Annotated in this window: 24 protein-coding genes; 11 read left to right on the forward strand and 13 right to left on the reverse strand. The window is 73.7% G+C overall.

Translation table 11 applies throughout. From position 1 onward, the window contains the following. Positions 1–52 precede the first annotated feature (52 nt). From ACQPXD_RS23385 to ACQPXD_RS23405, 5 genes are read right to left on the reverse strand one after another with little or no spacing between them, the layout of a single operon-like run. Complete coding sequence (locus tag ACQPXD_RS23385; RefSeq protein ID WP_432841899.1) at positions 53–1,261, reverse strand: dipeptidase; 1,209 nt, start codon at positions 1,259–1,261, stop codon at positions 53–55. Beyond that, positions 1,258–2,895: a dipeptide ABC transporter ATP-binding protein gene (locus tag ACQPXD_RS23390; RefSeq protein WP_432841901.1), complete on the reverse strand. Its 1,638-nt coding sequence runs from the start codon at positions 2,893–2,895 to the stop codon at positions 1,258–1,260. Before ACQPXD_RS23390 ends, ACQPXD_RS23385 begins: the two co-directional genes overlap by 4 nt. Continuing rightward, positions 2,892–3,758 carry an ABC transporter permease gene (locus ACQPXD_RS23395; protein WP_432841903.1) on the reverse strand — a complete coding sequence of 289 codons (867 nt, stop codon included), beginning with the start codon at positions 3,756–3,758 and terminating at the stop codon, positions 2,892–2,894. Before ACQPXD_RS23395 ends, ACQPXD_RS23390 begins: the two co-directional genes overlap by 4 nt. Next, positions 3,758–4,780: an ABC transporter permease gene (locus tag ACQPXD_RS23400; RefSeq protein WP_432841905.1), complete on the reverse strand. Its 1,023-nt coding sequence runs from the start codon at positions 4,778–4,780 to the stop codon at positions 3,758–3,760. The genes ACQPXD_RS23395 and ACQPXD_RS23400 overlap by 1 nt, the downstream gene beginning before the upstream one ends. Positions 4,781–4,794: 14 nt before the next feature. Further along, complete coding sequence (locus ACQPXD_RS23405; protein WP_432841907.1) at positions 4,795–6,420, reverse strand: ABC transporter substrate-binding protein; 1,626 nt, start codon at positions 6,418–6,420, stop codon at positions 4,795–4,797. Positions 6,421–6,642: 222 nt separating this feature from the next. On the opposite strand from ACQPXD_RS23405, the gene ACQPXD_RS23410 reads away from it, so the two are divergent. Then, complete coding sequence (locus ACQPXD_RS23410; protein ID WP_432841909.1) at positions 6,643–8,907, forward strand: Hsp70 family protein; 2,265 nt, start codon at positions 6,643–6,645, stop codon at positions 8,905–8,907. A 22-nt stretch (positions 8,908–8,929) separates the two neighbouring features. Here the strand turns inward: ACQPXD_RS23410 and ACQPXD_RS23415 are convergent, their stop codons facing one another. Then, entirely contained in the window at positions 8,930–9,541 is a 612-nt protein-coding gene (locus ACQPXD_RS23415) for a TetR/AcrR family transcriptional regulator (protein WP_432841911.1), read from the reverse strand. A 107-nt stretch (positions 9,542–9,648) separates the two neighbouring features. Here ACQPXD_RS23415 and ACQPXD_RS23420 point away from each other — a divergent pair, with 107 nt between their 5' ends. The 4 genes from ACQPXD_RS23420 (at position 9,649) to ACQPXD_RS23435 (ending at position 13,538) form a co-directional block, all read left to right on the forward strand. Next, positions 9,649–10,398, forward strand: coding sequence for an SDR family oxidoreductase (locus ACQPXD_RS23420; RefSeq protein ID WP_432841913.1), 750 nt, complete (start codon positions 9,649–9,651; stop codon positions 10,396–10,398). 484 nt (positions 10,399–10,882) lie between these two features. Further along, positions 10,883–12,007, forward strand: a complete 1,125-nt coding sequence (locus ACQPXD_RS23425; RefSeq protein ID WP_432843938.1) for an FAD-dependent oxidoreductase — start codon at positions 10,883–10,885, stop codon at positions 12,005–12,007. A gap of 14 nt (positions 12,008–12,021) precedes the next feature. Further along, complete coding sequence (locus tag ACQPXD_RS23430; RefSeq protein ID WP_432841915.1) at positions 12,022–13,200, forward strand: LLM class flavin-dependent oxidoreductase; 1,179 nt, start codon at positions 12,022–12,024, stop codon at positions 13,198–13,200. After that, positions 13,197–13,538: a carboxymuconolactone decarboxylase family protein gene (locus ACQPXD_RS23435; protein WP_432841917.1), complete on the forward strand. Its 342-nt coding sequence runs from the start codon at positions 13,197–13,199 to the stop codon at positions 13,536–13,538. Before ACQPXD_RS23430 ends, ACQPXD_RS23435 begins: the two co-directional genes overlap by 4 nt. A gap of 55 nt (positions 13,539–13,593) precedes the next feature. On the opposite strand, the gene ACQPXD_RS23440 is transcribed toward ACQPXD_RS23435, so the two are convergent. The 6 genes from ACQPXD_RS23440 to ACQPXD_RS23465 form a co-directional block, all read right to left on the reverse strand. Further along, positions 13,594–14,253: a methionine ABC transporter permease gene (locus ACQPXD_RS23440; RefSeq protein ID WP_432841919.1), complete on the reverse strand. Its 660-nt coding sequence runs from the start codon at positions 14,251–14,253 to the stop codon at positions 13,594–13,596. Further along, a complete protein-coding gene (locus ACQPXD_RS23445; protein ID WP_432841921.1) occupies positions 14,254–15,222 on the reverse strand; it encodes a methionine ABC transporter ATP-binding protein in 969 nt (322 codons plus the stop codon). After that, positions 15,123–15,803 carry a MetQ/NlpA family ABC transporter substrate-binding protein gene (locus ACQPXD_RS23450; RefSeq protein WP_432841923.1) on the reverse strand — a complete coding sequence of 227 codons (681 nt, stop codon included), beginning with the start codon at positions 15,801–15,803 and terminating at the stop codon, positions 15,123–15,125. The genes ACQPXD_RS23445 and ACQPXD_RS23450 overlap by 100 nt, the downstream gene beginning before the upstream one ends. A gap of 291 nt (positions 15,804–16,094) precedes the next feature. Beyond that, positions 16,095–17,048: an intradiol ring-cleavage dioxygenase gene (locus ACQPXD_RS23455; RefSeq protein WP_432841925.1), complete on the reverse strand. Its 954-nt coding sequence runs from the start codon at positions 17,046–17,048 to the stop codon at positions 16,095–16,097. A 102-nt stretch (positions 17,049–17,150) separates the two neighbouring features. Further along, a complete protein-coding gene (locus ACQPXD_RS23460; RefSeq protein ID WP_432841927.1) occupies positions 17,151–18,062 on the reverse strand; it encodes a metallophosphoesterase family protein in 912 nt (303 codons plus the stop codon). A gap of 46 nt (positions 18,063–18,108) precedes the next feature. Continuing rightward, the gene (locus tag ACQPXD_RS23465; RefSeq protein WP_432841929.1) at positions 18,109–18,528 is read right to left on the reverse strand and encodes a cupin domain-containing protein; all 420 of its coding nucleotides are present in this window, start codon (positions 18,526–18,528) and stop codon (positions 18,109–18,111) included. Positions 18,529–18,596: 68 nt separating this feature from the next. On the opposite strand from ACQPXD_RS23465, the gene ACQPXD_RS23470 reads away from it, so the two are divergent. Beyond that, entirely contained in the window at positions 18,597–19,754 is a 1,158-nt protein-coding gene (locus ACQPXD_RS23470; RefSeq protein ID WP_432841931.1) for a winged helix DNA-binding domain-containing protein, read from the forward strand. On the opposite strand, the gene ACQPXD_RS23475 is transcribed toward ACQPXD_RS23470, so the two are convergent. Then, the gene (locus ACQPXD_RS23475; protein ID WP_432841933.1) at positions 19,751–21,235 is read right to left on the reverse strand and encodes an MFS transporter; all 1,485 of its coding nucleotides are present in this window, start codon (positions 21,233–21,235) and stop codon (positions 19,751–19,753) included. The genes ACQPXD_RS23470 and ACQPXD_RS23475 overlap by 4 nt on opposite strands. A gap of 116 nt (positions 21,236–21,351) precedes the next feature. On the opposite strand from ACQPXD_RS23475, the gene ACQPXD_RS23480 reads away from it, so the two are divergent. From ACQPXD_RS23480 to ACQPXD_RS23500, 5 genes are all read left to right on the forward strand, one after another. After that, a complete protein-coding gene (locus ACQPXD_RS23480) occupies positions 21,352–22,086 on the forward strand; it encodes a TetR/AcrR family transcriptional regulator (RefSeq protein ID WP_432841935.1) in 735 nt (244 codons plus the stop codon). Between the two features lie 125 nt (positions 22,087–22,211). Then, positions 22,212–23,567 carry an aromatic ring-hydroxylating oxygenase subunit alpha gene (locus ACQPXD_RS23485; protein WP_432841937.1) on the forward strand — a complete coding sequence of 452 codons (1,356 nt, stop codon included), beginning with the start codon at positions 22,212–22,214 and terminating at the stop codon, positions 23,565–23,567. Beyond that, positions 23,564–24,091 carry an aromatic-ring-hydroxylating dioxygenase subunit beta gene (locus ACQPXD_RS23490; protein WP_432841939.1) on the forward strand — a complete coding sequence of 176 codons (528 nt, stop codon included), beginning with the start codon at positions 23,564–23,566 and terminating at the stop codon, positions 24,089–24,091. Before ACQPXD_RS23485 ends, ACQPXD_RS23490 begins: the two co-directional genes overlap by 4 nt. Continuing rightward, entirely contained in the window at positions 24,088–24,306 is a 219-nt protein-coding gene (locus tag ACQPXD_RS23495; protein ID WP_432841941.1) for a ferredoxin, read from the forward strand. The genes ACQPXD_RS23490 and ACQPXD_RS23495 overlap by 4 nt, the downstream gene beginning before the upstream one ends. Continuing rightward, positions 24,303–25,493 (forward strand): NAD(P)/FAD-dependent oxidoreductase, encoded by a 1,191-nt coding sequence (locus ACQPXD_RS23500; RefSeq protein WP_432841943.1) that lies wholly within the window; start codon positions 24,303–24,305, stop codon positions 25,491–25,493. Before ACQPXD_RS23495 ends, ACQPXD_RS23500 begins: the two co-directional genes overlap by 4 nt. The last annotated feature ends 39 nt before the right edge of the window (positions 25,494–25,532 follow it).

Raw genomic sequence — 25,532 nt, forward strand, 5'->3', positions numbered from 1 at the left:
TCCTGCCGCACCACCAACTTCCTGGCTTATCCTATCTGCAAAGTAGAAATTGTCACGCCGCTCCGGCGACGGCTTCGGCGTCGCGCAGCACCCGCAGGATGTTGCGGCCGGTGAGCGCCTCCAGGTCGGCCGCGCTCCAGCCGCGCCCGGCCAGCTCGCCCAGCAGCCGCGGATAGCCGGAGACGTCGGCGAGCTCGGCCGGCTGCCAGTCGACGCCGTCGTAGTCGCCGCCGATGCCGACGTGCTCCACCCCGGCCACCTCGCGGGCGTGCTCGACGTGGTCGGCCACCAGCGCGAGCGGCACCTCGGGCCGCGGATGCGCCGCCAGCCACCGGGCGAAGCGGTCGTCGACCGGCGCCGCGCGCCCGGTAGTGGCCTGCTCCTCGGCGAGGGCCTCGGCGGACTCGCCGGGGCGCGGCGCGCGGGGCCAGGCCCACGGGATCTCCGGCAGCCCGAGCCGCCGGCGCTCCGCGGCCGCCTCCGCGCCCCAGGCGACGACCTCGGGGGAGATGAACGGCGGCACGAAGGTGAGCTGGATGACGCCGCCGTTGGTGCGCAGCCGCCGCAGCTCCTCGTCGGCGACGTTGCGCGGGTGGTCGTTCAGCGCCCGGGCGGAGGAGTGGCTGAAGATCACCGGCGCGGTGGACGCGGCCAGGGCGTCGCGCTGGGTCGTCGCGGCCACGTGCGAGAGGTCGACCAGGATGCCGAGGCGGTTGAGCTCCGCCACGATCGCGCGGCCGGCGTCGTTGAGCCCGCCGACCGCCGGCTCGTCGGTCGCCGAGTCGGCCCACGCGGTGTTGTCGTTGTGGGTCAGCGTCACATAGCGCACCCCGAGCCGGGCGTACGTCCGCAGGACCCCGAGCGACCCGGCCAGGCTGTGCCCGCCCTCGACGCCGATCAGCGACGCGATCCGCCCGGCGCCGATCGCCCGCTCGACGTCCGCCGCCGTGCGGGCCAGGGCGAACGTGTCCGGGTAGGCCGCCACCAGCCGGTACACCGCGTCGATCTGCTCCAGCGTGGCGACCACCGCCTCCGGCTCGGGCAGGTGCGAGGGCACGAACACCGACCAGAACTGCCCGCCGACGCCGCCCGCGCGCAGCCGCGGGATGTCGGTGTCCAGCTCCGGCCGGTGCCGGTCCAGGCCCTCGACGCGGTAGCCGGCCCCGCCCCGCAGTTTGGTCGGCAGGTCGTTGTGCCCGTCGATGACCGGCATCGCCGCGAGCACCCGCGCCACCAGGGCGGCGGCGTCCCCGGCGCTCATCGCGCGAGCCCCGGCTCGCCGGCCCGGGCCGCCTCGGCCCGGCGGGCGGCCTGCCGGACCGGATCGGGCACCGGCGCGGCGGCGACCAGCCGGCGGGTGTAGGGATGCCGGGGCTCGTGCAGCACCTGCCGGGTGTCGCCGAGCTCGACGGCGGCTCCTTCCCGCAGGACCAGGACCCGGTCGGCGACGGCCTCGACCACGGCCAGGTCGTGGCTGATAAACAGGGCGGCGAACCCGAGTTCGCGATGCAGGCGCACGAGCAGCTCCAGGATGCGGGCCTGGACGGAGACGTCCAGGGCGGAGGTCGGTTCGTCGGCGATGAGCAGCCGCGGCCCCAGCGCGAGGGCCCGGGCCAGGCCGGCCCGCTGCCGCTGCCCGCCGCTGAGCTCGTGCGGATACCGCCCGGCGTGCGCGGCCGGCAGCTCGACCAGCTCCAGCAGCTCGCCCACCCGGGCCCGCACCGCGGCCCGGCCGAGCTGCCGGCGGTGCACCAGCAGCGGCTCGGCGACGCTGTCGCCGACGGTGAGCAGCGGGTTGAAGCTGGTCGCCGGGTCCTGGAAGACGTAGCCGAGGCGCCCCGCCGGCTCGCGCACGTCCAGGGTGCCGCCGCTGATCGGGACCAGCCCGGCGATCGCCCGGCCGATGGTGGTCTTGCCGGATCCGCTCTCGCCGACCAGGCCGAGCACCTCACCCGCGGCGATGCGGAAGCTCACCCCGTCGACGGCGCGGGCGCCGCCGCGACCCAGCCGGCGCGGGTACCGCACGACCAGCCGGTCGGCCACCACGATGGGCTCGGCATCCTCCGCCGGGGCCACCCGGACCGCGGACCGGCCGGGCACCGGGATCGCCGCGAGCAGCTCGCGGGTGTAGTCGTGCGCGGGCGCGGCGAACAGCGCGGTGGCGGGGGCCTGCTCGACGACCCGCCCGCGGTGCATCACCGCCACCCGGTCGGCGACGTCGGCCACGACCCCCATGTTATGCGTGATCAGCAGGATGCCGGTGCCGAAGTCGTCCCGGCAGCGCCGCAGCAGCTCGAGAATCTCCGCCTGCACCGTCACGTCGAGGGCGCTGGTCGGCTCGTCGGCGACGATCAGCCGGGCGTCCAGCGCCAGGGCCGCCGCGATCACCACCCGCTGCTGCTGGCCGCCGGAGAACTGGTGCGGGTAGTGCTCGACGCGCAGGTGCGGCTCCGGGATGCCGACGGCGTCCAGCAGCTGCACCGCCCGGGCCCGCCGGGCCTTGCGGCCGGCGACACCGTGGGCGCGCAGCCCCTCGGCGATCTGCCAGCCGACCGGGTACACCGGGTTCAGCGCCGTCGCCGGCTCCTGGAACACCATGGCGGCCGCGGTGCCGCGCAGCCGGCGCAGCGCCCGGGCGTCGGCACGCAGCACGTCCAGCGGCGCCGAGCCGTCCGCCGGGCGCAGCAGCACCCGGCCGGTGGCGGTGGCGGTGCGGGGGAGCAGGCCGAGCACGGCCTTGGCGGTGGCGGTCTTGCCGCTGCCGCTCTCCCCGACGAGGGCGACGATCTCGCCGGCGCCGACGGTCAGGTCGAGGCCAAGCACCGCGTCCACCCGGCCGCCGCCGACCGCGAAGCGCACCCGCAGGTCCTCGATGCGCAGCAGCTCGGCCGTCATGTCGCGCGCCGCCGCAGCCGCGGGTCGGTGAGGTCGTTGAGGCTCTCGCCGATCAGCGTGATGCCCAGCACGGTCAGCACGATGGCCACGCCCGGCGGCACCGCCGTCCACCAGAGCCCGGCGGTCACGTCGGGCATCGCCTTGTTGAGGTCGTAGCCCCACTCCGCGGCCGAGTTGGGCTCGATGCCGAAGCCCAGGAAGCCCAGGCCGGCCAGGGTGAGGATGGCCTCCGAGGCGTTGAGGGTGACCACCACGGGCAGGCTGCGCACCGAGTTGCGCAGCACGTGCCGGAACATGATCCGGCCGTGCCCGGCGCCGATGACCCGGGCCGCGTCGACGAACCCCTCGCCCTTGACCCGCACCACCTCGGAACGCACGACGCGCAGGTACTGCGGGATGAACACGGCGGTGACCGAGAACCCGGCCGCGCTGACGCCGCCGGCGAGGCTGGAGCGGCCGTGGCTGACCACGATCGCGACCAGGATGGCCAGCAGCAGGGACGGGAACGCGTACATGGCGTCGGCCACCCCGACCAGCACCCGGTCGAGGCGGCCGCCGACGTAGCCCGACACCAGGCCGAGCAGCGTGCCGGCGAGCAGCGACAGGGTCACCGCCGGCAGGATGACCAGCAGCGCCGTCCGGGCGCCCCACAGGGTGCGGGAGAGCACGTCGTAGCCGGTGACCGTGGTACCGAGCGGATACCCGCCGCCGGGCCGGCGCAGCGAGCCGAACAGCGCCCCGCCGTCCTGCAGCTGGGCGAAGCCGTGCGGGGCCAGCACCGGCGCCAGCAGCGCGGTCAGCACGAACCCGCCGGTGAGCACCGCCCCCGCGACCACCATCGCCCGCTGCGTGCCGATCGCCATCAGTACCGCACTCTGGGATCGACGAGCGCGGCGACGGCGTCGACCAGGAAGTTTGCCACCGCGACGACCACGGCGAAGACGGCGACCAGCGCCTGCACCGCGACGAAGTCCCGCGCGGTCAGGTAGTGGGCGAGCTCGAAGCCCAGGCCCTTCCACTCGAACGTCGTCTCGGTCAGCACCGCCCCGCCCAGCAGCCCGGCGACCTGCAGCCCGAACACGGTGATGACGGGCACCAGCGCCGGGCGGGTCGCGTGCCGGTCGCGCAGCCGGGACTCGGTGACGCCCCGGGAACGGGCGGCCGTGACGTAGTCGGCGCCCAGCGTGCCGATGAGGTTGGTACGCACGATCCGCAGGAAGATGCCGGCGGTCAGCAGCCCCAGCGCCAGGCTGGGCAGCACCGCGTGATGCAGCACGTCGAGCACCGCGCCGCCGTCGCCGCTGCGCAGCGCGTCGATCAGGTAGACGCCGGTGACGCTGGAGCGGTTCGCCAGCTCCAGCTGCACGCCGGTGCTGGCCCGGCCGGCCACCGGGAACCAGCCGAGCCACACGGAGAAGACCAGCTTCAGCAGCAGGCCGACGAAGAACACCGGGGTGGCGTAGCCCAGGATGGCGAACAGCCGCAGCGCCACGTCCGGCGCGCGGTCGCGGTGGTAGGCCGCCAGCCGGCCCAGCGGCAGCCCGACCAGCACCGCGATCACCAGCGCGTAGACGGCCAGCTCCAGCGTCGCGGTGCCGTAGGTGCCCAGCAGGTCGCCGATCGAGCGGTTGTCCGTCGCCGTGCGGCCCAGGTCGCCGGTCGCCACGCCCTTGAGGAAGTCGGCGTACTGCACCAGCAGCGGCCGGTCGTAGCCGGCCTGGTGCAGCCGCTCCTGCAGCTGCGCCGGAGTCAGCCGGTCCCCGAAGGCGTTGCTGACCGGGTCCCCGGTGAGCCGCATGAGGAAGAACACCGCGGTCACCAGGGCGAAGACGGCCGGGAAGATGAGCAGGAAGCGCACCAGCAGGTAGCGGGCCAGTCCGGGCACCGGGCGCCGCCGCTTCAGCGTTTCGACAGCTCGGCCCAGCGGAACTGGTACGCGCTGTCGAGCTGCTTCGGCACGCCGTCGATCCCGGCGCGGGTCACGATCGCGGTGGAGCCCTGCAGCAGCGGCACGATCGGCAGGGCGGCCGCGACGGTGTCCTGGATCTGCCGCAGCGCGGCGGTGCGCTTAGCCGGGTCGACCTCGGTCTGCTCCTGCTTGATCAGCGCCAGGACGGCCGGGTCCGTGTAGCCGTTGTTGACCCAGTTGCCGGGGCCGAAGAAGGAGCCCACGTAGTTGTCGGCGTCGAGGTAGTCGGCGTACCAGCCCAGCTGGTAGGCCGGGTACTGGTCGGCGACGCGCTGCTTGGTGTACTGCGCCCACTCCGTCGACTGCAGGGTCACCTTGAACAGCCCGTCCGCCTCGAGCTGCGTCTTGATCAGGGCGTATTCGTCCTCCGAGGAGGAGCCGTAGTGGTCGGTGTTGTACTGCAGGTTGAGCGCCACCGGCGGGCTCACCCCGGCCGCGCTGAGCAGTTGCGCGGCGGCGGCCTTGTCCGGCCCGCCGCGCTTGTCGCCGTAGAGGGGCTTGAGTGACTCGGTGGCGGCGGTGATGCCCTGCGGCACGTAGGAGTACAACGGCTGGAACGTGCCCTTGTAGACCTGGTCCGCCAGTTGCGCCCGATCGATGAGGGAGGCCGCCGCCTTGCGCACGGCGAGGGCCTTCGCCGGGTCGGCCTGCGGCGTCGCCGACCCGAAGGGCTGCGTCTTGAGGTTGAACACGATGAACCGGATGCCGTTGCCGGAGCCGGTGTGCAGCACGATCTCCGGCTTGGTGCCGAGGTCCTGCAGGTCGCGGATGGTCAGCGTGCGGTAGACCACGTCGATGTTGCCCTGCTGGATGTCCAGCTTGAGGTTGCCGGCGGTGGTGTAGTACTTCAGCAGCACGCCGGTGTTCTTCGGGGTACCGAGCGAGCCCTGGTACGCCGGGTTGGGGCTGAACGAGACGAGGGAGTTCTTAGCGTAGCTGTCGATGACGTACGGCCCCGACCACGGCTTGCCGGCGACCACGGCGTCGTCGTCGAGGATCTTGTCGGCCGGGAAGACCTCCTCGTCCACGATCAGCCCGGCGGCGGTCGTGAGCACCTGCGGGAACAGCGTGTCGTTGGCCGACTTGAGCGTGAAGTCGACCGTGTCCGGCGCCGGCGCGGCCACCGAGTCGAGGTTGTACAGCAGCGACGACGGCCCGTTCTTGTCGGCGATCTTCAGCTGCCGCTCGAAGCTGAACTTGACGTCGGAGGAGCTCAGCTCGTGGCCGTTGGTGAACTTCAGCCCCGGCTTGAGCCGCACGGTGTACTTCGTGGGCGCGGCGAGCGAGATCGACGCGGCCAGGTCGGGCTTGACGTCGGTCGACCCGTTGGGCGCGCTGAGCAGCGTGGCGTAGACCTCGGTCTCGACCGTGCCGGACCCGGCGTCCCACGATCCGGCCGGGTCGATGCTGCTGACCTGGTCGGTCGTGCCGATCGTGACGGTCTGCCGGCCGCCCTGCGGCCCGGTGCCCGAGGAGGTGGCGGTGGTGCAGGCGGCCGTGCCGAGCAGCGCGACGAGCGCGACGGCGGCCAGTCGGGGCGGTGCGGTGCTGCGCATGGACATGTACCCCCGGGCAACGGCGATCGGACGTCGTGGACCGCCCTGACGCTAGGCGCGGCCGATGAAGCTATCTTTCCGATCAGAATAATGGGAAATTACATCCACGGCCATCCCTTGCCGCCAGGCCGTGGCGGTCGACGCCGGGTGCCCGCGCGGTGATCCGGATCGGTCCGATCGGCTGCTGATGACGCTGGGTGCCGCGCCGTAACGTCGCGTGTCATGAGGCTCGGGGTCGACTTCGGCACGTCGCACACGGTCGCGGTGGTGTCCCGCCCCGACGGGCGCACCGAGGCCCTGCTGTTCGACTCGTCCCCGCTGCTGCCGTCCGCGGTGTTCGCCGATCCCGGCGGCGCCCTGCTCACCGGGCGTGACGCCGAGCGCAGCGCGCGGCTCGACCCGGCCGCCTTCGAGCCGCACCCGAAGCGCCGCGTGGACGATGCCGAGCTCTTCCTCGGCGGCCGCGACCTGCCGGTCGCCGCGCTCGTCGAGGCCGTGCTGCGCCGCGTCGCCGAGGAGGCCGGCCGCACCCTCGGCCGTGCGCCCGAGGCCACGGTGCTCACCCACCCGGCCGGCTGGGGTCCGCAACGGCGCCGGCTGCTCGTCGGTGCGGCCGAGCGGGCCGGGCTCCCCGGCGCCGGCCTGATGCCCGAGCCGGTCGCCGCGGCCATGTACTTCACCGGCGTCCTCGGCCACCACGTCGCCGACGGCCACGCGGTCGTGGTGTACGACTTCGGCGGCGGCACCTTCGACATCAGCGTGGTCCGCCGGGCCGGCGAGCGCTGGGAGGTCGTCGCCGCCGAGGGCCTCGACGACGTCGGCGGCATCGACCTCGACGCGGCGATCGTGGACTGGGTCGGCCGGCAGGTCGGGTCGGCCCAGGGCGATCCCGCGCTGTGGGCGCGCCTGGACCGGCCGGAGACCACCCCGGACCGCCGGCACCGCCGGGCGCTCTGGGACGACGCCCGCTCGGTCAAGGAGTCGCTCAGCCGGGCCACGACGGCGGGGATCGCGGTGCCGCTCTTCGACGTCGACCTGCACCTGAGCCGGGCCGAGTTCGAGAACCTGGCCCGCCCGTGGCTCGAGCGCACGGTGGCGTTGACCACCGCGACGCTGTTCACCAGCGGGGTGACCGCCGACCGGCTGGCCGGCCTGTTCCTGGTCGGCGGGGCGAGCCGGGTGCCGCTGGTCGCGACGCTGCTGCACCGTGCGCTCGGGCTGGCGCCGGTGATCCTGGAGCAGCCCGAGCTGGTGGTGGCGCACGGCAGTCTGCTGGCTCCCGTGGTGCACGATCCGGCGGCGGTACCGTCGCCGGCCCCGGCACCGCCGATCGTGCTCAGCCCGGCTCCCGTCCCCGCGGCTCCCGTTCCCGTGACCCCGGTGCCCCCGATGCCGGGGCCCGTTGTCCACCCGGTGCCCCTTCCGCCGCCGTTCCCGGAGCCGCCGGAGCCGGCGCCGGCGCCGCCGCCGATACCGTTCGCGGAGATGCCGGCGCGGCATCGGCGCTTCCCGCCGTGGCTGTTCGTCCCCCTCGGCGCGGTGCTGGTGCTCGGGCTGCTCGGCATCGCGGCCGGCGACAGCCCCGCCGCCCCGCCGCTGCAGGAGGGCCTGTTCAGCCCGCTCACGCCCAAGCCGGTGCTCGTGATGATCATCCTGCTGCTCGTGGTCGCCTCGACCGGCCCGCGGCCCATGCCGGCCACACCCTTCGTGCCCGACGCGGCCTCCTACAAGGCGCTGGCCCCGGCGCTGGTCGCGACCGCCGGCGCGGTTGTGGCCGTGTTCCTGCTCGGGTTACTCCACGCGCCGTCCGCCGTGTTCCGGCTGGCCGACGCCCCCGCGTACCGGCTGGTCGGCTACACCTACTACAGCGCCGGGGCGCAGTGGATCTTCACGGGGCTCGCGTTCCTGGCCGTCCCGGGCCTGATCTACCTGCTGGCCCGGCCACCGCAGACCGGCGCCATCGAGATACCCGCCTCGGAAGGCCGCCGGCGAGCATGGCTCGGCCTGTGGGCGCTGGCCGGAGCGGTGCTGGCCCTCGGTACCGTCAGCCCGATCGCCTATCCGCAGTTCACCTTCGCCGCCGACCGGGCTTTCGACGTCGCGCCGCTGCGCGGAGTCCTCTCCACCCGCGGTGCGCTGACCTGGTGGATGGCTCTCCCACTGGGCCTGACCCTGATGATCGGCGCATGGCTGCTCGTCGGCGCCGCGTTGCGCCGGTGGGTCGCCGGCCACGCCGGGCGCCGCGTCGCCGCCCTGTCACTGGCGCTGGCCACCGCGGCCTTCCTGCTGCTCAACACCGTGTGGGAACGCGCCTACACCAACGGCGACGGCTCGCCGATCACCGGGGTGCGTCGCTGGTACTGGTACGAAATCGTCGCCCACCGCACCATCGACACCATGCCGTGGTGGTACCTGATCGCCGCGCTCGCCGTCATCGTCGGCGTCGGCGTGCCGTCAATCGTCCGCAGCTGCCGGTCGACCTACTGAGCCTGTTCAGCGGGTGGCGGCGTCAGGGGTAGAGCGCCGTGACGGCGCGCAGGGCGATGTCCACGGAGGCCTGGAGGTCTTCGCGGCTGGCGCCGGCCGCGGCGTGGACGGCGTAGCCCTCGCTGAGCGCCATCACGAATCGTGCCAGCGCCTTGGTGTCCACGCTGTCCGGGAGATCGCCTTCCTTCGCCGCCCGGGCCAGCCGTTCTTCGAGGGCGTCTTCGCTGGCGGCCCGGCCCTCGGCCAGGATTTCGGAGATGCCGGCGTTCGCCGGTGAGCAGGCCAGGCCACCCTGGATGGAAAGGCAGCCAGGGGGGTGGTCGCCGGTGGTGAGGGCGTCGACGCTGCAGCGCAGGTAGCTTTCGATGACGGTGTACGCGGTGGGCTGCTCAAGCGTGTCGCGGGCGTAAGCCACCGTGGTCTCGCGGTAGCGGGCGAAGGCGCGCCGGAACAGCTGCTCCTTGCTGCCGAACGTGGCATACAGGCTCGGCCGGTTGATGCCCATCGCGTCGGTGAGGTCGCTCAGCGACGCGCCCTCGTAGCCGTACCGCCAGAAAACCTCGGCGGCCCGGTCGAGGACCGTCTCCTCATCGAAGGCCCTCGGTCGTCCGTTGCCGGGCCGTTCAGCGCTCATCGGCCCACTCTACCGCTCGGTACAAAAAGTGAACCAGCTCACCAACCGATCAGTACAAAAGGTGTTACGGTGGCACCGCAACCGATCGGTACAAAAGGAGGAGCACGGTGGGACAGCTCGACGGCAAGACCGCACTCGTGACCGGCGCGACGTCCGGGATCGGCCTCGCCAGCGCCCGGGCGCTGGCGGCCGAAGGGGCGTCCGTCTTTCTGACCGGGCGCCGGGAGCAGGCGCTGGAGGAGGCCGTCGCCGGCATCGGCGCCGCTGCCACCGGCATCCGCGCCGACGTCAGCGACCTCGCGGACCTCGACCGGGTCATGGCCACGATCAGCGACAGCGGCCGGGACCTCGACATCCTCTTCGCCAACGCGGGCATCGCCGAGTTCGCGCCCCTGGGTGACATTTCCTGGCAGCATTACGCCGACACGTTCAACACCAATGTCGGCGGCATCCTGTTCACCGTTCAGAAGGCGCTGCCGCTGTTGTCCGCCGGGGCGTCGGTCATCCTGTGCGGCTCCAACATCGCCGTCAAGGCCAGCCCCTCGATGAGCGTGTACGCCGCCACCAAGGCCGCCGTGCGCTCCTTCGCCCGCAGCTGGGCCGCCGAACTCGTGGGAAGCAACGTCCGGGTGAACGTGGTCGCCCCCGGACCGACCGACACTCCGGGACTCAGCGGACTCGCGCCCGACCCCGAGGCCGCCGGGCAGCTGCTCAAGAGCCTGGCGGCCGGCGTGCCCATGAACCGCCTCGGCCGCCCCGAAGAGCTCGCCGACGCCGTGGTCTTCCTCGCCTCCGACCGCAGCAGCTTCATGACCGGCGCGGAGATCTCCGTCGACGGCGGCGCCAGCCAGGTCTGATGAACGACCACCCGAGGGGAACCATCGATGACGACAATCGGGCAGGCGTGATCCCAGGGGCGGACGTATGTCTCCGTGATCATGCTGCTCGTCGTGGCCGCACCACGGGTTTGCCATGATCCCGGAGCCTTTTGGTATACGGGGGTACATCACCACTCCACGATCATGAAAAACCGTTGGTGTCGATGCCGGTTGCGCATGATCCCGGAGACTTCCGGCCGCTGCGCCGATCCCGCGCGGCGCGGGCGGTGCCGGGGGCGGGGGCGGGCGGAGCGCGGCGGCTGCGGGCCGGACGCCTCCGGACCGCACGCGGCGCATCGCGGCCGTGTCGGTGCCGGTCCGTGGCGGACATGTCAAGCTCGCGCACCACCCCGGCGGACGTGCGGCCCGTGCTGGCCGTGATCGAATATCCTATGGGTTAGATAGACAATTGGGCCGCGAAGCTCTATGGTTGCGCTAGCGATCTTGGGTTGAGGCGGTGACGATGCCGGCAGGCGCGGCGGACGCGGTCGATGTGGTGGTCGTGGGTGGCGGGGTGACGGGCTCCGCGGCGGCCTGGCAGCTGGCCCGCCGGGGGCTCGCGGTGGTGCTGCTCGAGCGGTTCCCGGCCGGCCACACCAACGGCGCCTCGCACGGCGCGTCGCGGATCTTCCGGCTGAGCTACCCCGATCCGGTGCACATCGAGCTGGCGCGGGAGGCGGGGCGGCTCTGGCGGGAGCTGGAGGAGCTGACCGGCACCCGGCTGCTGACCGTCACCGGCGGCGTCGACCACGGCGGCCATCCCGACCTGAGCGAGCTGGCCGACGGGCTTGCCGCCGCGGGGGTACCGCACCGCTGGCTCACGCCCGCCGAGGCGGCCGAGCGCTGGCCCGGCATCCGGTTCGACACCCGGGCCCTGTTCCACCCGGACAGCGGCCGCCTCCACGCCGACCGGTCGGTCGACGCGCTGCAGGCCGCCGCCGGGAAGTCCGGTGCGCTCGTGCGGCACTCGACGCCGGCGACGGCGATCGAGGTGCTCGGCGAGGACGCGGTGCTCGTGCACACCGACGGCGGCGCCTACCGCGCCCGCCGGGTCGTGGCGGCGGTCAACGGCTGGGCCGGCAAGCTGGTCGGCGGGCTCGCGCCGCTCCCGCCGCTGCGGGTCACCCAGGAGCAGCCCGCCCACTTCGCCGCCCGCGAGCCCGAGGACGGCTGGCCCAGCTTCGGCCACCGCTTCGCCGAGGGCTCGGCGGCGGCCGGCGCGTTCTACGGCGGGATCTACGGGCTGGCCACGCCCGGCGAGGGCATCAAGGTCGGCTTCCACGGCGTGGGCCCCGAGGTCGATCCCGACCGGCGCGACTTCGCCCCCGAGCCGGGCCAGCTGGCCGCGCTGCGCGAGTACGCCCGCCGATGGCTGCCCGGCGTCGACCCCGACGCGTTCGCGCCCATCAGCTGCACCTACACCACCACACCCGACGCCACCTTCGTCCTGGACCGCCGCGGCCCCGTCGTCGTGGCCACGGGCTTCTCGGGCCACGGATTCAAGTTCGCGCCCGCGATCGGACGCGTGCTCGCCGATCTCGCCGTCGACGGCACCCGCCCGGACCGGCGCTTCGCCTTCACCCGATGAGCGAGAGGACTCGTATGAGTACCACACCCCTGGCCGTCCTGGATCTGATACCGCGCAGCAGCGGCGACAGTACCGCCGCCGCGGTGGCCAACGCCGTCGACCTCGCCCGGCAGGCCGAGCGGTTCGGCTACCTGCGGTACTGGTTCGCCGAGCACCACCTCAACCCCGGCGTGCTCGGCGCGTCCCCGGCCCTGTCCATCGCGCTCGTCGCCGGCGCCACCAGTAGCATCCGGCTCGGCTCCGCCGGTGTCCAGCTCGGCCACCGCCAGCCGCTGGCCACCGTCGAGGAGTTCGGGCTGCTCGACGCGCTGTACCCGGGCCGGCTCGACCTGGGGCTGGGCCGCTCGATCGGCCGGCCGAAGCCCGCCGCCGACGGTCCCGGCCGGCCTGACGCCGCCGCGGCGGCCTCGGCCTACACCGCCAACCGCGGCGGCGGGGCGCACACCGAGGACCAGCGCACGGACAACGGCCTGCTGCTGCCCAAGCAGTTCGACTTCCGCCGGCTGCTCTCGGGCTCGGCTGCCAAGCTGGCCGCCCAGCTCGACCTGCTGCAGCAGCCCGGCGCGTACACCCCCGACTACGACGCCCAGATCGGCGACATCCTCGCCTTCCTGGCCGGCACCTACGTGTCGCCGGACGGCGCGGCGGTGCACGCCTACCCCGGCGAGGGCGCCGCGGTGCAGGTGTGGATCCTCGGCGCGTCGGGCGGCTCCAGCGCGACCGTGGCCGGCGAGCAGGGGCTGCGCTTCGCCGCCAGCTACCACCACAGCCCCAGCACCGTCCTCGACGCGGTGGATGCCTACCGGGCCGCCTTCAAGCCCTCCGCGGACCTCGACCGGCCCTACATCTCGGTGTCCGCGGACGTCGTCGTGGGCGAGACCGACGAGCAGGCGGCCGAGCTCGCGTCCGGATACGGGCTGTGGGTGCGCAGCATCCGCCGGGGCGAGGGCGCGATCGCGTTCCCGACGCCCGAGGAGGCCGCGGAACACGAGTGGAGCGAGGACGACCGCGACCTCGTCCGCGACCGTACCGACACCCAGCTGGTCGGCTCGCCCGGGACCGTCGCGGACAAGCTCGAGCAGCTGCGCGACGCGACCGGCGCCGACGAGCTGGCGATCACCACCATCACCCACGACCACACCGACCGCGTGCGCTCCTACCGGCTGCTGGCAGAAGAATGGGCCCGACGATGACCGAGTACCTCAGCCCCGACGACCGGGCCTACACCAAGGTCTACAAGCAGCAGACCCCCGACATCCTCAAGGCGTTCGGCCAGTTCGAGGAGGCCGTCTTCGCCGCCGAGGGCCGCGCGATCCCGCTGAAGTACCGGGAGCTCATCGCGCTCGCCGTGGCGCTGACGACCCAGTGCGCCTACTGCATCGACGGCCACGGCAACCTCGCCGTGAAGGCCGGCGCCACCGAGGCGGAGCTGGCCGAGGCCGCGTGGGTGGCGGCCGCGCTGCGGGCCGGGGGCGCGTTCGCCCACGGCCGGCTCGCGTTCAAGCTCACCGACGAGGAGCACCGCCACTGAGGAGGGATCCGCGCGGCGGACGCCCGGCCCGGCCCGGATGTCCGCCGGACGGGGGTCATCGGCGCAGCGCCCGGCGGGCCAGGGCGTTGCCGGCGAACTGGCCGGCCTGGACGATGACGATGATGGTCGCCACGGTGAGGTAGACGACCGGCCAGTTGTAGCGCTGGGAGCCGTAGGTGACCGCGAAGTCGCCGAGGCCGCCGCCGCCGAACAGGCCCGCCTGGGCCGACATGTCCACCACGCCGACGAAGATGAAGGTGTACCCGAGGATGACCGGGCCCAGCGCCTCGGGGACGACCACGGTGAGCAGGATGCTCAGCGGCCGGGCGCCGGCGGCCCGGGCGGCCTCGATGACGCCCGGCTCGACCGCGAGCAGGTTCTGCTCGATGATCCGGCTGACCGCGAAGGCGGCCGCGAGCGACAGCGCGAAGGTGACCGCGTTGGTGCCGATGGTCGTGCCGATCGTCACCAGCATCAGTGGCTGGATGGCGGTGAGGAAGATGACGAACGGGATCGGCCGCACCACGTTGACGAGGATGTTGACCGCGACGAAGACGAGCCGGTTGGACAGCAGGCTGCCGGGGCGGGTCGCGTAGAGCACCAGGCCGAGCCCGAGGCCCAGCAGCCCGCCGGCCACGACCGAGATGGCGACGATGTAGAGGGTCTGCCAGATCGCCTCGCGGAACACCGGCAGGTTGGTCACGAACTCGTTCACTCAGCCGTCCTCCTCGGTCAGGTCGACGCCGTCGGCCCGCAGCGCGGCCACGGCCGCGTCGACCGCGCCGGTGGGGCCGGTCAGCTCGAAGGTCAGGCTGCCGACCGGGCGCTGCTGCAGTTCGCTGATGCCGCCGAAGACGATGTCCGCGGCCACGCCGTGGGCCAGGAACGTCTTGGCCAGCGCGGTCTGGAAGCCGGTGCGGTCGCGGATCGCGACGGTGACGAGCCGCCCGCTGTGGGTGCGGCGCAGCCGGGCGAGGGTCTCCGCCGACGGGCGGTCGCGCAGGGCGCCGCGCACGAAGTCGGCGGCCGCGGCGCTGCCCGGGCGGGCGAACACGTCGTAGACCGTGCCGGTCTCCGCGATCCGCCCGCCGTCCATGACCGCGACCCGGTCGGCCACCGCCCGGATCACGTCGAGCTCGTGGGTGATGAGCACGATGGTGACCCCCAGCTCCCGGTTGACCCGGCCCAGCAGGGCCAGCACCTCGGCCGTGGTCCGCGGGTCCAGCGCGCTGGTGGCCTCGTCCGCGAGCAGCAGCGACGGCTCGGTGGCCAGCGCCCGGGCGATGCCCACCCGCTGCTTCTGGCCGCCGGAGAGCTGCTCGGTGTGGTCGTGCGCGCGGTCGAGCAGGCCGACGAAGTCCAGCAGCCGGGCCACCCGCCGGTCCCGCTCGGCCCGCCCGACGCCGGCCACCTTGAGCGGGTAGGCGACGTTGCCGGCCACGGTGCGGGACCGGAACAGGTTGAACTGCTGGAAGATCATGCCGATGTCGCGCCGGACGCCGCGTCTGTCCCCTTCGGACAGTGCGGCGACGTCGCGGTCGCCGACGAACACCCGGCCGCCGGTCGGCGTCTCCAGCCCGTTGATCATCCGGAGCAGCGTGCTCTTGCCGGCGCCGGAGTGGCCGATGACGCCGAACACCTCGCCCCGGGCGACGTCAAGGCTGACGTCGTCGAGGGCGACCACCCGGGCGCCGTTGCGGCCCCGGGTGAACGCCTTCGTGACTTCAGCGTCAGCAGCCCCGCCGCCTGCAGCACGAGCAGGCCGCGGGCTTCGTTGATGGCGTCGTTGGGGATGGCGACCTTGGCGCCGTCCGGGAGCGCGCCGACCGACGTGTAGTTCAGCGAGTACAACGGCAGCGGGTAGACGGCGGTCGCGCCGATCGGCTGCAGGTCGTCGTGGGCGGTGGCGTTGTAGTTGGCGAGGTACTGGATGTGCTGGAACTCGTTGAGCTCGAGCTGCTGTTCCTTCAGCGCCGGGTTGGGCTGGCTGTAGTCGTTGAAGTTGACGAACGTCACGGTCACGTCGAGCCGTTGTCTGGCGAGGTCCGCGTAGGTCTTCCAGTAGGGCTGCGCCGCGTCGGTGACGCCGATGCGCACGGTCTTGGCGTCGGTGGATCCGCCGCCGGTGACGACGGCCACCACGATCGCGGCGGCGGCAACGACCACGACGGCGCCCGCGGCGATCCAGGGCCAGCGCCGTCGGGGGCGGGCGGGCAGTTGCGGTTGGTCGGACTGGTTCGGTTCGGCCGGTGTCGGCTGGGACATTTCACGTCTCCGGGAGCAGGGCGCACGGGAACGAGGGCACGCGGCAGAGCGCGCCCTCGGCGCAGGACAGGAAGGTGGTCGCGTCGCGTTACGGCGTCAACGACACAGGCAGCTGGCGACCTGTGCGTGATCGACGACGCGCCGGCTGGTCAGCAGGAGGACGCGAACGGGCGACGTCAGCATCGAAACTCCTGCCTCCTTTCCGGCATCGAAATCCGTGACCATCCTAACCTACCGGTCCGATAGACAACATGTGGTCTACGTCCCGTGCGTGCGTCATGCCCCGGCCGCTCACCGTCCCGGCGGTGCGCCGCCGGGGCCGCCGAGGCCGCCGGTCGGGGCGGTCCGGGTGTCGACCCGCGCGGTGAGGGAAACGGTGTAGCCGCGGTCCGCGTCGCCGGTCACGGTGCCCAGCTGCAGCGCGCCACCGTCGTCGCCGAAGACGTTGTCGCTCTGCAGCGTCACCCCGGCCAGGTTGCGCACCGAGGCCGAGTAGCCGGACCGGGCGTACACCGCGTCGCAGGCGTCCTTGGGCAGCGCGACCTGGGAGGTGGCGATGGCCTTGGTCGCGTCGGTGAGGCCGGCCCGGTCCGGGTACACCTCGAAGTGGACGTGCGGCCAGCGGCCCGCGTAGCAGCCGGGGAAGACGCTGGTGAACTTCACGGTGCCCGTCCCGTCGGCGAGCTGGACGCCGCGCAGGTAGTTCTGGTCGGTGACGCCCGGGGAGTACAGCGAATACCGGCCCTCCCGGTCGCAGTGCCACACGTAGACCGCCACCCCCGCGAAGGGGGCGCCGCCCGCGGCGAGGTCGACGATGCGCAGCTCCAGCGTCATCGGCACGCCCTCCGCGGCCCCGGCGGCGGTGCCGAAGCTCGAGCGGATGTCGGCGCGCACGATGCCGCTGTCGGTGAGCACGTCGGGGCCGTTGGAGCCGTCGCCCGGATACGGCCCGGCGGTCTCGTCCGGGATCTCACCGGCCGCGGCGCCGCCGGCCGACGCCGGGGCCGACGCGGCGCCGTCGCCCGCGGCCGGGGCCGACGCGGCGCCGGACGGGCCGGCGCCGGACCCGTCGTCGCAGGCGGCGGCCAGCCCGAGGGCCGTCGCGCCGAGCCCGAACGCGCGCAGCAGCCGGCGCCGGTCGAGCATCGTGCCGAGGTCGAACCCGAGGCCCTGGTCGACGATCTCCGCGCCGGGCCGGGCCAGCGGCCGCCCCTCGTAGGTGGGCCGCCGGTTGCTGTCCGCCATGACCGAACCTCCCCTGAGTCGCTTCCGTCAGAGGCTGGCCGCGGCGGCTGGCCGCTGCCTGCGCGCCGGCTGGGAATCGGCTGTGCGTCGGTGCCGCAGCGCCTATGCCGCGCCGTCGAGGACCGGCGCCAGGATGTGCCGGGGCACCCTGGGGGGTGTGGGGCGGCGCTGCCACTCGCGCGGATAGCCCAGCGAGACCTCCTCGAAGCGGACGTCGTCCTGGCGCGTGGAGCGCGGGATGTGCAGGTGGCCGTAGACGGCGGCGACGGCCCGGTAGCGCCGGTGCCAGTCGGCGGTGCGTTCCGTACCACACCATTGCGCGAACTCCGGATAGCGCAGCACGTCGGTGGGGTGCCGCACCAGCGGCCAGTGGCTGACCAGCACGGTGGGCAGCGCGGGATCGATCGCGTCGAGGCGCCGCTCGGTCTCTTCCACCCGGGCCCAGCACCACGACTCGCGATCCGGATAGGGGTCGGGGTGCAACATCATCTCGTCGGTGCAGACGATGCCGGTGCGGTAGGCGTAGGCGAGCGACTCCTCCTTGGTGTGCGTCCCCGGGGCGCGGAACGAGTAGTCGTACAGCTGGAACAGCGGCGCCACCACGACGGGCCCGCCGGGGCCGGTCCAGACCGGGAACGGGTCCTCGGGGGTGAGCACGTCGATCGAGCGGCACATCTCGACGAGCTGCTCGTAGCGCTCGACGCCCCGGGAGCGCACCGGGTCGTCGCGGTGCGTCCACAGCTCGTGGTTGCCGGGCGCCCAGATCACCGCCGCGAACCGCTCGCGCAGCTGCGCCAGCGTGCGCCGGATGTCGGCGAACAGCTCGCCCACGTCGCCGGCCACGATCAGCCAGTCGCCCGGGGAGCCGGGCCGGATGCCGTCGACGACATCGCGGTTGTCCGCGTAGGAGACGTGCAGGTCACTGACGGCGAGCAGCGAGGCCGGAGAGGACACGTGGGCTCCTGGTCCGATCGAGAACGATGATCGTGACAGTACCCCGGGTCGGCAGCACATGGATCCCGCGTCCGCGTTGGCTCTCGGTCCTCGGCGGCCGGCCGGACTACGCGGGTGCCTGAGCCGGGTGCCGCCGGCCGGCGCGCCGGGCCAGCTCGTCCTCGTCGACCAGGGTGAGCATCGGCGTGTCCGGCGCGCAGAACATCGTCACGGTGAAGCGCACCGGCACGTCGTCGCGGTGGTTGCCGTCCTGGTAGTGGATGACGTCGCCGCCCGGCTCCCAGAACACCTCGCCGGCGCGGACCACCCGGGGCGGCTCGCCCTCCAGTTCGAAGACCATCTCGCCGGCCAGCACGTAGCCGAACGCCGGCCCCGAGTGCCGGTGCGGCGGCGCGCCGGGGTCGCCCGGCGGATACTCGATCACGATGGTCATCGCGTGCGCGTCCTGCGGCACGAAGGGCGGCCGCGCCTCCTGCAGCACGGTGACCGCCGTCTGCCACGCCTGGGATCTCGCGTTGTTCGACATGGCGCCGCCGCTACCCCGTTCCCGGCCCGGCTAACCGGACCCCCGGCGCGCCGTGCCACCATGGCGCGATGCGCCATGTGTCCGACGCGGAACGCCGGGCCCGCCTCGCCGTCCGGCACGCGCTGGTCCCGGCGTTCCGCGCCGGCTCGGCGCAGGCGGTCACCCGGGCGATGACCGCGCTGCACGCCACCGAGCCGGCCACCGTCTACCTGTCCTGCTGGGCACGGACCGGATCGCTCGCCGCCGCCGACGTCGACCGGGCGCTCTACGAGGGCCGCGACCTGGTCAAGCAGCTGGCCATGCGGCGCACGCTGTTCGTGTTCCCGCGCGAGCTGCTGCCCGCGGTGTGGCCGAGCGCGTCGGCCCGGGTGGCCGCGAACGAGCGGGCCCGGATGGCGGCGGAGGTGGTCAAGGCCGGGCTCGCCGCCGACGGCCACGCCTGGCTCGACCGGGCCCGCGCCGAGGTCCTCGCGGTGCTCGCCGGGGCGCCCGGAGGCCGCACGGCCACCGAGATCCGCCTGGCGGTACCGATGATCGACGTGAAGGTGACGGTCACGCCGACCGACCCGTGGTCGGCCTCCCGGGTCCTCACCCAGCTCGGCGCCACGGCCGACATCGTGCGCGGCGCCAACACCGGCGGCTGGCACACCTCCCGCCCGCGCTGGACCCTGATGCGGCACTGGCTCGGCACGGTCCCCGCGCCGCTGGGCGCGGCCGAGGGCTACCGCGAGATCGTGCGCCGCTGGCTGTACTCGTTCGGCCCCGGCACCGAGGACGACCTGGTGTGGTGGCTGGGCGCCACGAAGACCGCGGTGCGCACGGCGCTGGCCGAGCTCGGCGCGGTCGCCGTCGCCCTCGAGCCGGGCGCGACCGGCTGGCTGCTGCCCGACGACCTCGGCGAGGTGAGCGATCCGGGCCCGTGGGCGGCGCTGCTGCCGGTGCTCGACCCGGCCGTCATGGGCTGGCAGGGCCGCGACTTCTACCTCGGCCCGCACCGCGACCGGCTCTTCGACCGCCGCGGCAACGCCGGCACGACCGCCTGGGCCGGCGGGCGGGTGGTCGGCTGCTGGGTGCAGGACGCCGCCGGCGCCGTCGAGGTGCGGCTGCTGGAGCCCGTGACGCCGGCCGAGCGGCGGCTCCTCGACGCCGAGGCGGCCCGGCTCACCGAGTGGCTCGCCGGCTTTCGCGTGCCGATGGCCTACCTGTCGCCGGCCATGAAGTCCTAGCCGGTGGGGCGTCCCGCGCCCGCCTCGCCGTCCGCGGCGCGGCGGGCGCGGAGGATCCCCCAGCCGACGAGGGCTGCGGCCACGGCGGTGAGGGTGAGGCCCGCGGTCGTGATCGCCGCCCGGAACTGCGCGGTCTGCGGCGCGCTCCAGCTCGAGGTGGCGATGTCGCCGGCGAACAGCGCCGCGAGGATCGTGCCGGCGGCGGCGATGCCGGTGCCGGAGGCGACCTCGGTGACGGTGTCGGTGAGCGCCGCGCCGATCGTGGTCCGATTCTTCGGCAGGCCACGCAGCACGTTGACCGCGGCGACGACGCCGACCACGCGCATCCCGGCCGCCACGAGCACGAGGGCGATCGCGACCCACACGTATCCGAACCGGCTCAGCAGGCCGTAGACGGCGAGCCCGAGCACGACCGCCGCGGCACTGAGCCATGCGGCCCGGCCGAAACCGGCCCGCCGCACGAACGGATTGACGAACGCGCCGCCCGCGACGAGGACGACGACCTGCGGCAGCATGCCGACGGCGGCGAGTGCGGGCGTCCATCCCCAGTCGAGCTGCAGCTGCAGCGTCACCATGTAGCCGAGCCCGGCGATCGCCAGCCCGGCGGCGGCCTTGTAGGCCAGGCCGCTGGCGACGAGCGGGCGGGCGACGAGCCTCAGGTCGAGCAGCGGATAGCGGGCCGAGCGCTCGCGGAGGACGAAGAGCGTCGCCCCCGCGACGGCGGCGGCGGTGACCGTCCACGGCGCCCATGAGCCGATGCCCTCGTTCACGAACAGCGTCGGTGCGACGAGCGCGAGCACGATCGTCGCCGTGCCCAGCACCGCGCCGGGGACGTCCGCCGGGTCGCGGTGGAGGTCGGCCGCTTCGTCCGCGGCGATGCCGGCCCGCACGCCGATGATCGCGAGCACGGCGATCGGCACGTTCACCAGCAGTAGGACCTGCCAGGGCGCGACCGCGAGCACGAAGCCGCCCACCGTCGGGCCGATCGCGAGCCCGACCAGGCCGACCGTGGAGATGAGCGTCGTCGCCCGCACGCGCAGGCCGTCGTCCTCGAACAGCCGGAAGGCCAGCGCCGCCGACCCCGGCGTCGTCATCGCCGCCGCGACGCCCATCGCCGCCCGGACGGCGATGAGCTGCTCCGCGGTGGTGACGAAAGCGGTCGCCAGGCTCGCGATGCCCAGCAGCACCAGCCCGATGAGCATGATCCGCCGCCGGCCGAACCGGTCGGCGATCGCGCCGAACACCAGCATCAGGCCGCCGAACACCACCGCGTACGCGCCCGTCACCCATTGCAGCGCGACGGTCGAAGCGTGCAGGTCGCGCCCGATCGTGGGCAGCGCGACGTTCAGGATCGAGTTGTCCAGCATCTCGAAGAGGAACACCGCCGACAGCCCGGCCAGGGCCACCCAGGCCGCCCGCAGCGACCGGGGCGCGCCGGAAGACCGGATCGCCGGTTCGTTCTGGTGAGTCTGGGCGCTCATGCGGGCTCCTTCCACGGGATACGAACACTGTTCTACGTCCGATCGCTGTTCCGCACAATACGAACGATGTTCCGAGTGGCGTAGAACACTGTTCGCCGGTTCGCTAGAATGCCCGCATGTCGACTCCGCAGCAACGGCGCGCAGCGCGGCACCAGCTCGGCGCCGGCCCGGGCACACCCGCGGCCCGGCGCGGACCGTCCGGCGGGCGCAAGCAGCCGATCACGGTCGACGCCATCATCAGCACCGCGTTCGGCATCGTGGAGCGGGAGGGATACGAAGCCCTGACGATGCGGCGCCTCGCCACCGCGCTGGAGACCGGGCCGTCGTCGCTCTACGCCCACGTGGTCAACAAGGAGGACCTGGACGAGCTGCTCATCGGCCGGCTGTGCGCCGAGATCGACCTGCCCGAGCCGGACCCCGCGCTCTGGCGGCGCCAGATCGCCGGCGTCTGCGCCCAGCTGCGCGACCAGTACCTGCGCTATCCGGGTATCTCCCAGGCCACCTTCGCCGCCGCTCCGTCCAATTTGGACACCCTGCGGGTCGGCGAGGGCATGCTCGCCATCCTGCTCGCCGGCGGCGTCGAGCCGCAGGCCGCCGCCTGGGCGATCGACGCACTGATGCTCTACGTCAACGCCTACAGCCTCGAGGTCTCCCTGGCCAACACCCGGCGCGGCCGCGGCGACGGCACCTGGGTCGTCGGCCGCGACGAGCTGCTGCGCCGGTACGCCGCGCTGCCCGACACCTTCCCGCAGACCAAGCGCTACGCCGCGGAGCTCACCGCCGGGACCGTCCACGACCGCTTCGACTTCACCATCGGCCTGATGATCGGCGGACTCGCCGGTTCCCGGTAGATCGACGCATTGCTCGCATCAATAGGTGCCATCAAAAATTACCGTTTTTCTTGATGTCGCGGGCTTCCTAGCCTGGTCGACGCGGATGTTGCCGACGTCACATTCGCGTCACAGAGGAGGCGGCATTGAGCGAAACGATGCTTGACGACATCCTGGCCCGGACGGCGGCCGGGCTGGCCGACGACCTGGTTCCGGTCGAGATCTTCAACGATGAGGCGGTCTTCCGGGCCGAGGTCGAGCGCATCTTCGGCCGCGGCTGGGTCTTCGTGGCCCACGAGAGCGAGATCCCCGAGCCGGGCGACTTCGTGCAGCGGCGGATCGGCCCGGATCCGGTCATCGTCACCCGGGACGGCGAGGGCGGCATCAACGTGCTGTCGAACTACTGCCGGCACCGCGGCACCCAGGTGTGCCAGACCGACCGGGGCAACTCGCGGTTCTTCAAGTGCAACTACCACGGCTGGACCTACGCCAACACCGGCGAGCTGGTCGGCACCCCGTTCCTGCGCCGGGCCTACGGCGAGCCGGTCGACGGCACGGCCTGGGGCCTGCTGCGCGCGCCGCGGGTCGAGTCGTGGCACGGGTTCGTCTTCGCGTCGCTGTCGGCGGGCGTCGAGCCGCTGGCCGACTACCTCGGCGGCGCGGGCTGGATGCTCAGCGCCCTGGTCGGCCTGCACCCGGACGGGATGCGGGTGGCCGGGCCGCCCGACCGCTACCACGTCAAGGCGAACTGGAAGACCGGCGCCGAGAACTTCGCCGGCGACATCTACCACGTGCCGAACCTGCACGGCAGCATGCAGGAGGTCGGCATCGCCGGCGGCCTCGACGCGGGCGGCGAGTTCGGCCGGCCCTACGAGTTCGGCGGCGGGCACGCGTTCATGGGCATCGCGTGGACGACGGCCGTGCACCCCGGGTTCGAGTTCTGGGGGTACCCCCCGGAGATCAAGGACCGCTTCGACCTCTCCGGGCTGGACGAGACGCAGGTCCACGTCGTCACCCACGACGGGCCGATCGTGGGCACGATTTTCCCGAACCTGAGCTTCTACCGGGGCATCGCCATGGACGGTGCCGGGCTGTCGTCGGTCATCACGTCGTTCCGGCAGTGGCAGCCGGTCGGCCCCGGCGAGCTCGAGGTGTGGAGCTGGCAGTTCGTGTGGGCCTTCCAGGACGAGCGGTCGGCGCTGCAGGACGCCGTCATCGGCCAGATGCAGTTCGGCTCGGCCGGCGTGGCCGAGCAGGACGACACCGTCGCCTGGGAGGGCGCCCCGCGCGCCGCGGCCAGCCCGTGGGCCCGGCGCGAGCGGATGGCGTTCCACTTCCAGCAGGGCAACCGCTCCGAGGTCGACCAGTCGCCCGATCCGGCCTGGAAGGGGCCGGGCATCCGGCGGCTGACCGGCTTCGGCGAGCACAACCAGCTGCACTTCTACCGGCACTGGCTGCGGGTCATGCAGGCCGGCGCGCCCGCCGCCGGGGGCGAGCGGTGAGCGCCCCGGCCCCCGCCGGCCTCGCCGTCGACGCCGAGGTCCACACCGCCGTCGTGACCTTCCTGGCCCGCGAGGCGCGGCTGCTCGACGAGGGTCGCGAGGAGGAGTGGTACGAGCTGCTGGCCGACGACCTGCTCTACACGATCCCGATCCGGCAGGCCGCCGAGCCGCGCTCGGCCGAGGTGGACCGCTCCGCCTACCGCCTGCGCGACAACAAGCGCAACATCCGGGCGCGCCTGGACCGCCTCGCGACCGGGCACGCCTACTGCGAGGTCCCACCCTCGCGCACGATGCGGCTGGTGGGCAGCGTCGAGGTCGCCCCGGGCCCCGCCCCGGACCTGCTCGACGTGTGGAGCGCGCTGCTGGTGTACCGCCAGCGCGGCATCGACCCGCACTTCGACCTCATCCCGTGCCGGCGCGCCGACCGCCTGCGGCGCACCGCCGACGGGCTGCGGCTGGTGTCCCGCGAGGTGATCCTGACCGAGACCAGCCTGGCGACGCCCAACCTCGGGGTGGTGCTGTGAACGGCCCGGTCCGGGTCGCCGTCGACGCGTCCCGGTGCCAGGCCTACGGGCTGTGCGTCGCCGTGCACCCCGACGTCTTCGACGTGCCGGCGGGCAGCCCGACGGCGGTCGTGCTGCGCGACGTCGTCGGCGCCGGGGACCTCGACGACGTCGAGCAGGCGGTCCGGGCCTGCCCCGCCCAGGCCCTCTCCCTGCACCCGGCGGGCGAGCGGTGACCACCGCGCCCGCCGCGGTGATCGCCGGCGCTTCCGCGGCCGGCCTGGCCGCCGCCGACGGCCTGCGCGACGGCGGCTGGACCGGGCCGATCGTCGTGCTCGGCGAGGAGCGGCGGCCGCCCTACGACCGCACGATGCTGTCCAAGGGCCTGCTCGCCGGGCCCGCCGCCGAGCCGCTGCCGCTGCGCACCCCCGAGCAGCTGGCCGGGCGCGGCATCGACCTGCGGACCGGCCACGCCGCCCGCGGCCTGGACATCGACCGCCGCTTGGTGGTCACCAGCGACGGCGCCGCCCTGCCCTACGCCGCGCTGATCCTCGCCACCGGCGGCCGCCCGCGGGCGATGGCCACCGCCGCCGGCCACCCCCTGCCGGGGCTGCGCACCGCCGAGGACCTCGAGCGGCTGCGCGACCTCACCGGCGCCGCGCGCGCCGTGACGCTGATCGGCGCGGGCTTCATCGGCCTCGAGATCGCCGCCGCGCTGCGCGGGCGGGGCGTGCCGGTCGCGGTGCTGGGCGAGGAGCCCCTGCCGCTGGCCGGGCCGCTCGGCGACGGCGTGGCGCGGTGGCTCTGGGAGCGGCACCTGGCCCATGGGGTCGGCGGCCGCCTCGGCACGAAGGTGATCGCGGTCGGCGGCGGTCCGGGCGACTACCGGGTGCGCCTGGCGGACGGCACCGCGCACCACGCCGACGTCGTCCTGGCCGGCGTCGGCGTCGTCCCCCGCGACGAGTGGCTGAGGGGCTCCGGGGTCGCCCGGCGCGGCGGCGTGCTCTGTGACGCCGCCGGGCGCACGGGCGTGCCGGACGTGTGGGCGGCCGGCGACGTCGCGCGCACCGGGGGAGCGGCCCCGTTCGGCCACTGGACCAACGCCGTCGAGCAGGGCCGCAACGTCGGGCTCAACATCGCCCGCGGCGAGGCCACCGCCTACCACGGGCTGCGCAGCTTCTGGACCGAGCACTACGGCCACACGATCCGCTCGCTCGGCACCCGCGCGCCCGGCGACCTGGACGAGACCGTCGAGGGCGAGGTGGCCGGCGGCGAGTTCGTCGTGCTGCACCGCGCCCGGGACGGCGCCTGGCACGGCGTCACCGCCTGCGGCCGGGACCGCTCGCTGCGCGGCTACCGCCGGCTGCTGCTCGCCGGTGCACCGCTCGCCGACGCGCACGCGCTCGCGCGGCACCAGCGCTGACGGGCTCATCCCCGATTTCCGACGAACGAAAGGTACACC

This window comes from Dactylosporangium sp. CA-092794 (genome assembly GCF_050948465.1).
Classification (GTDB): Bacteria; Actinomycetota; Actinomycetes; order Mycobacteriales; family Micromonosporaceae; genus Dactylosporangium.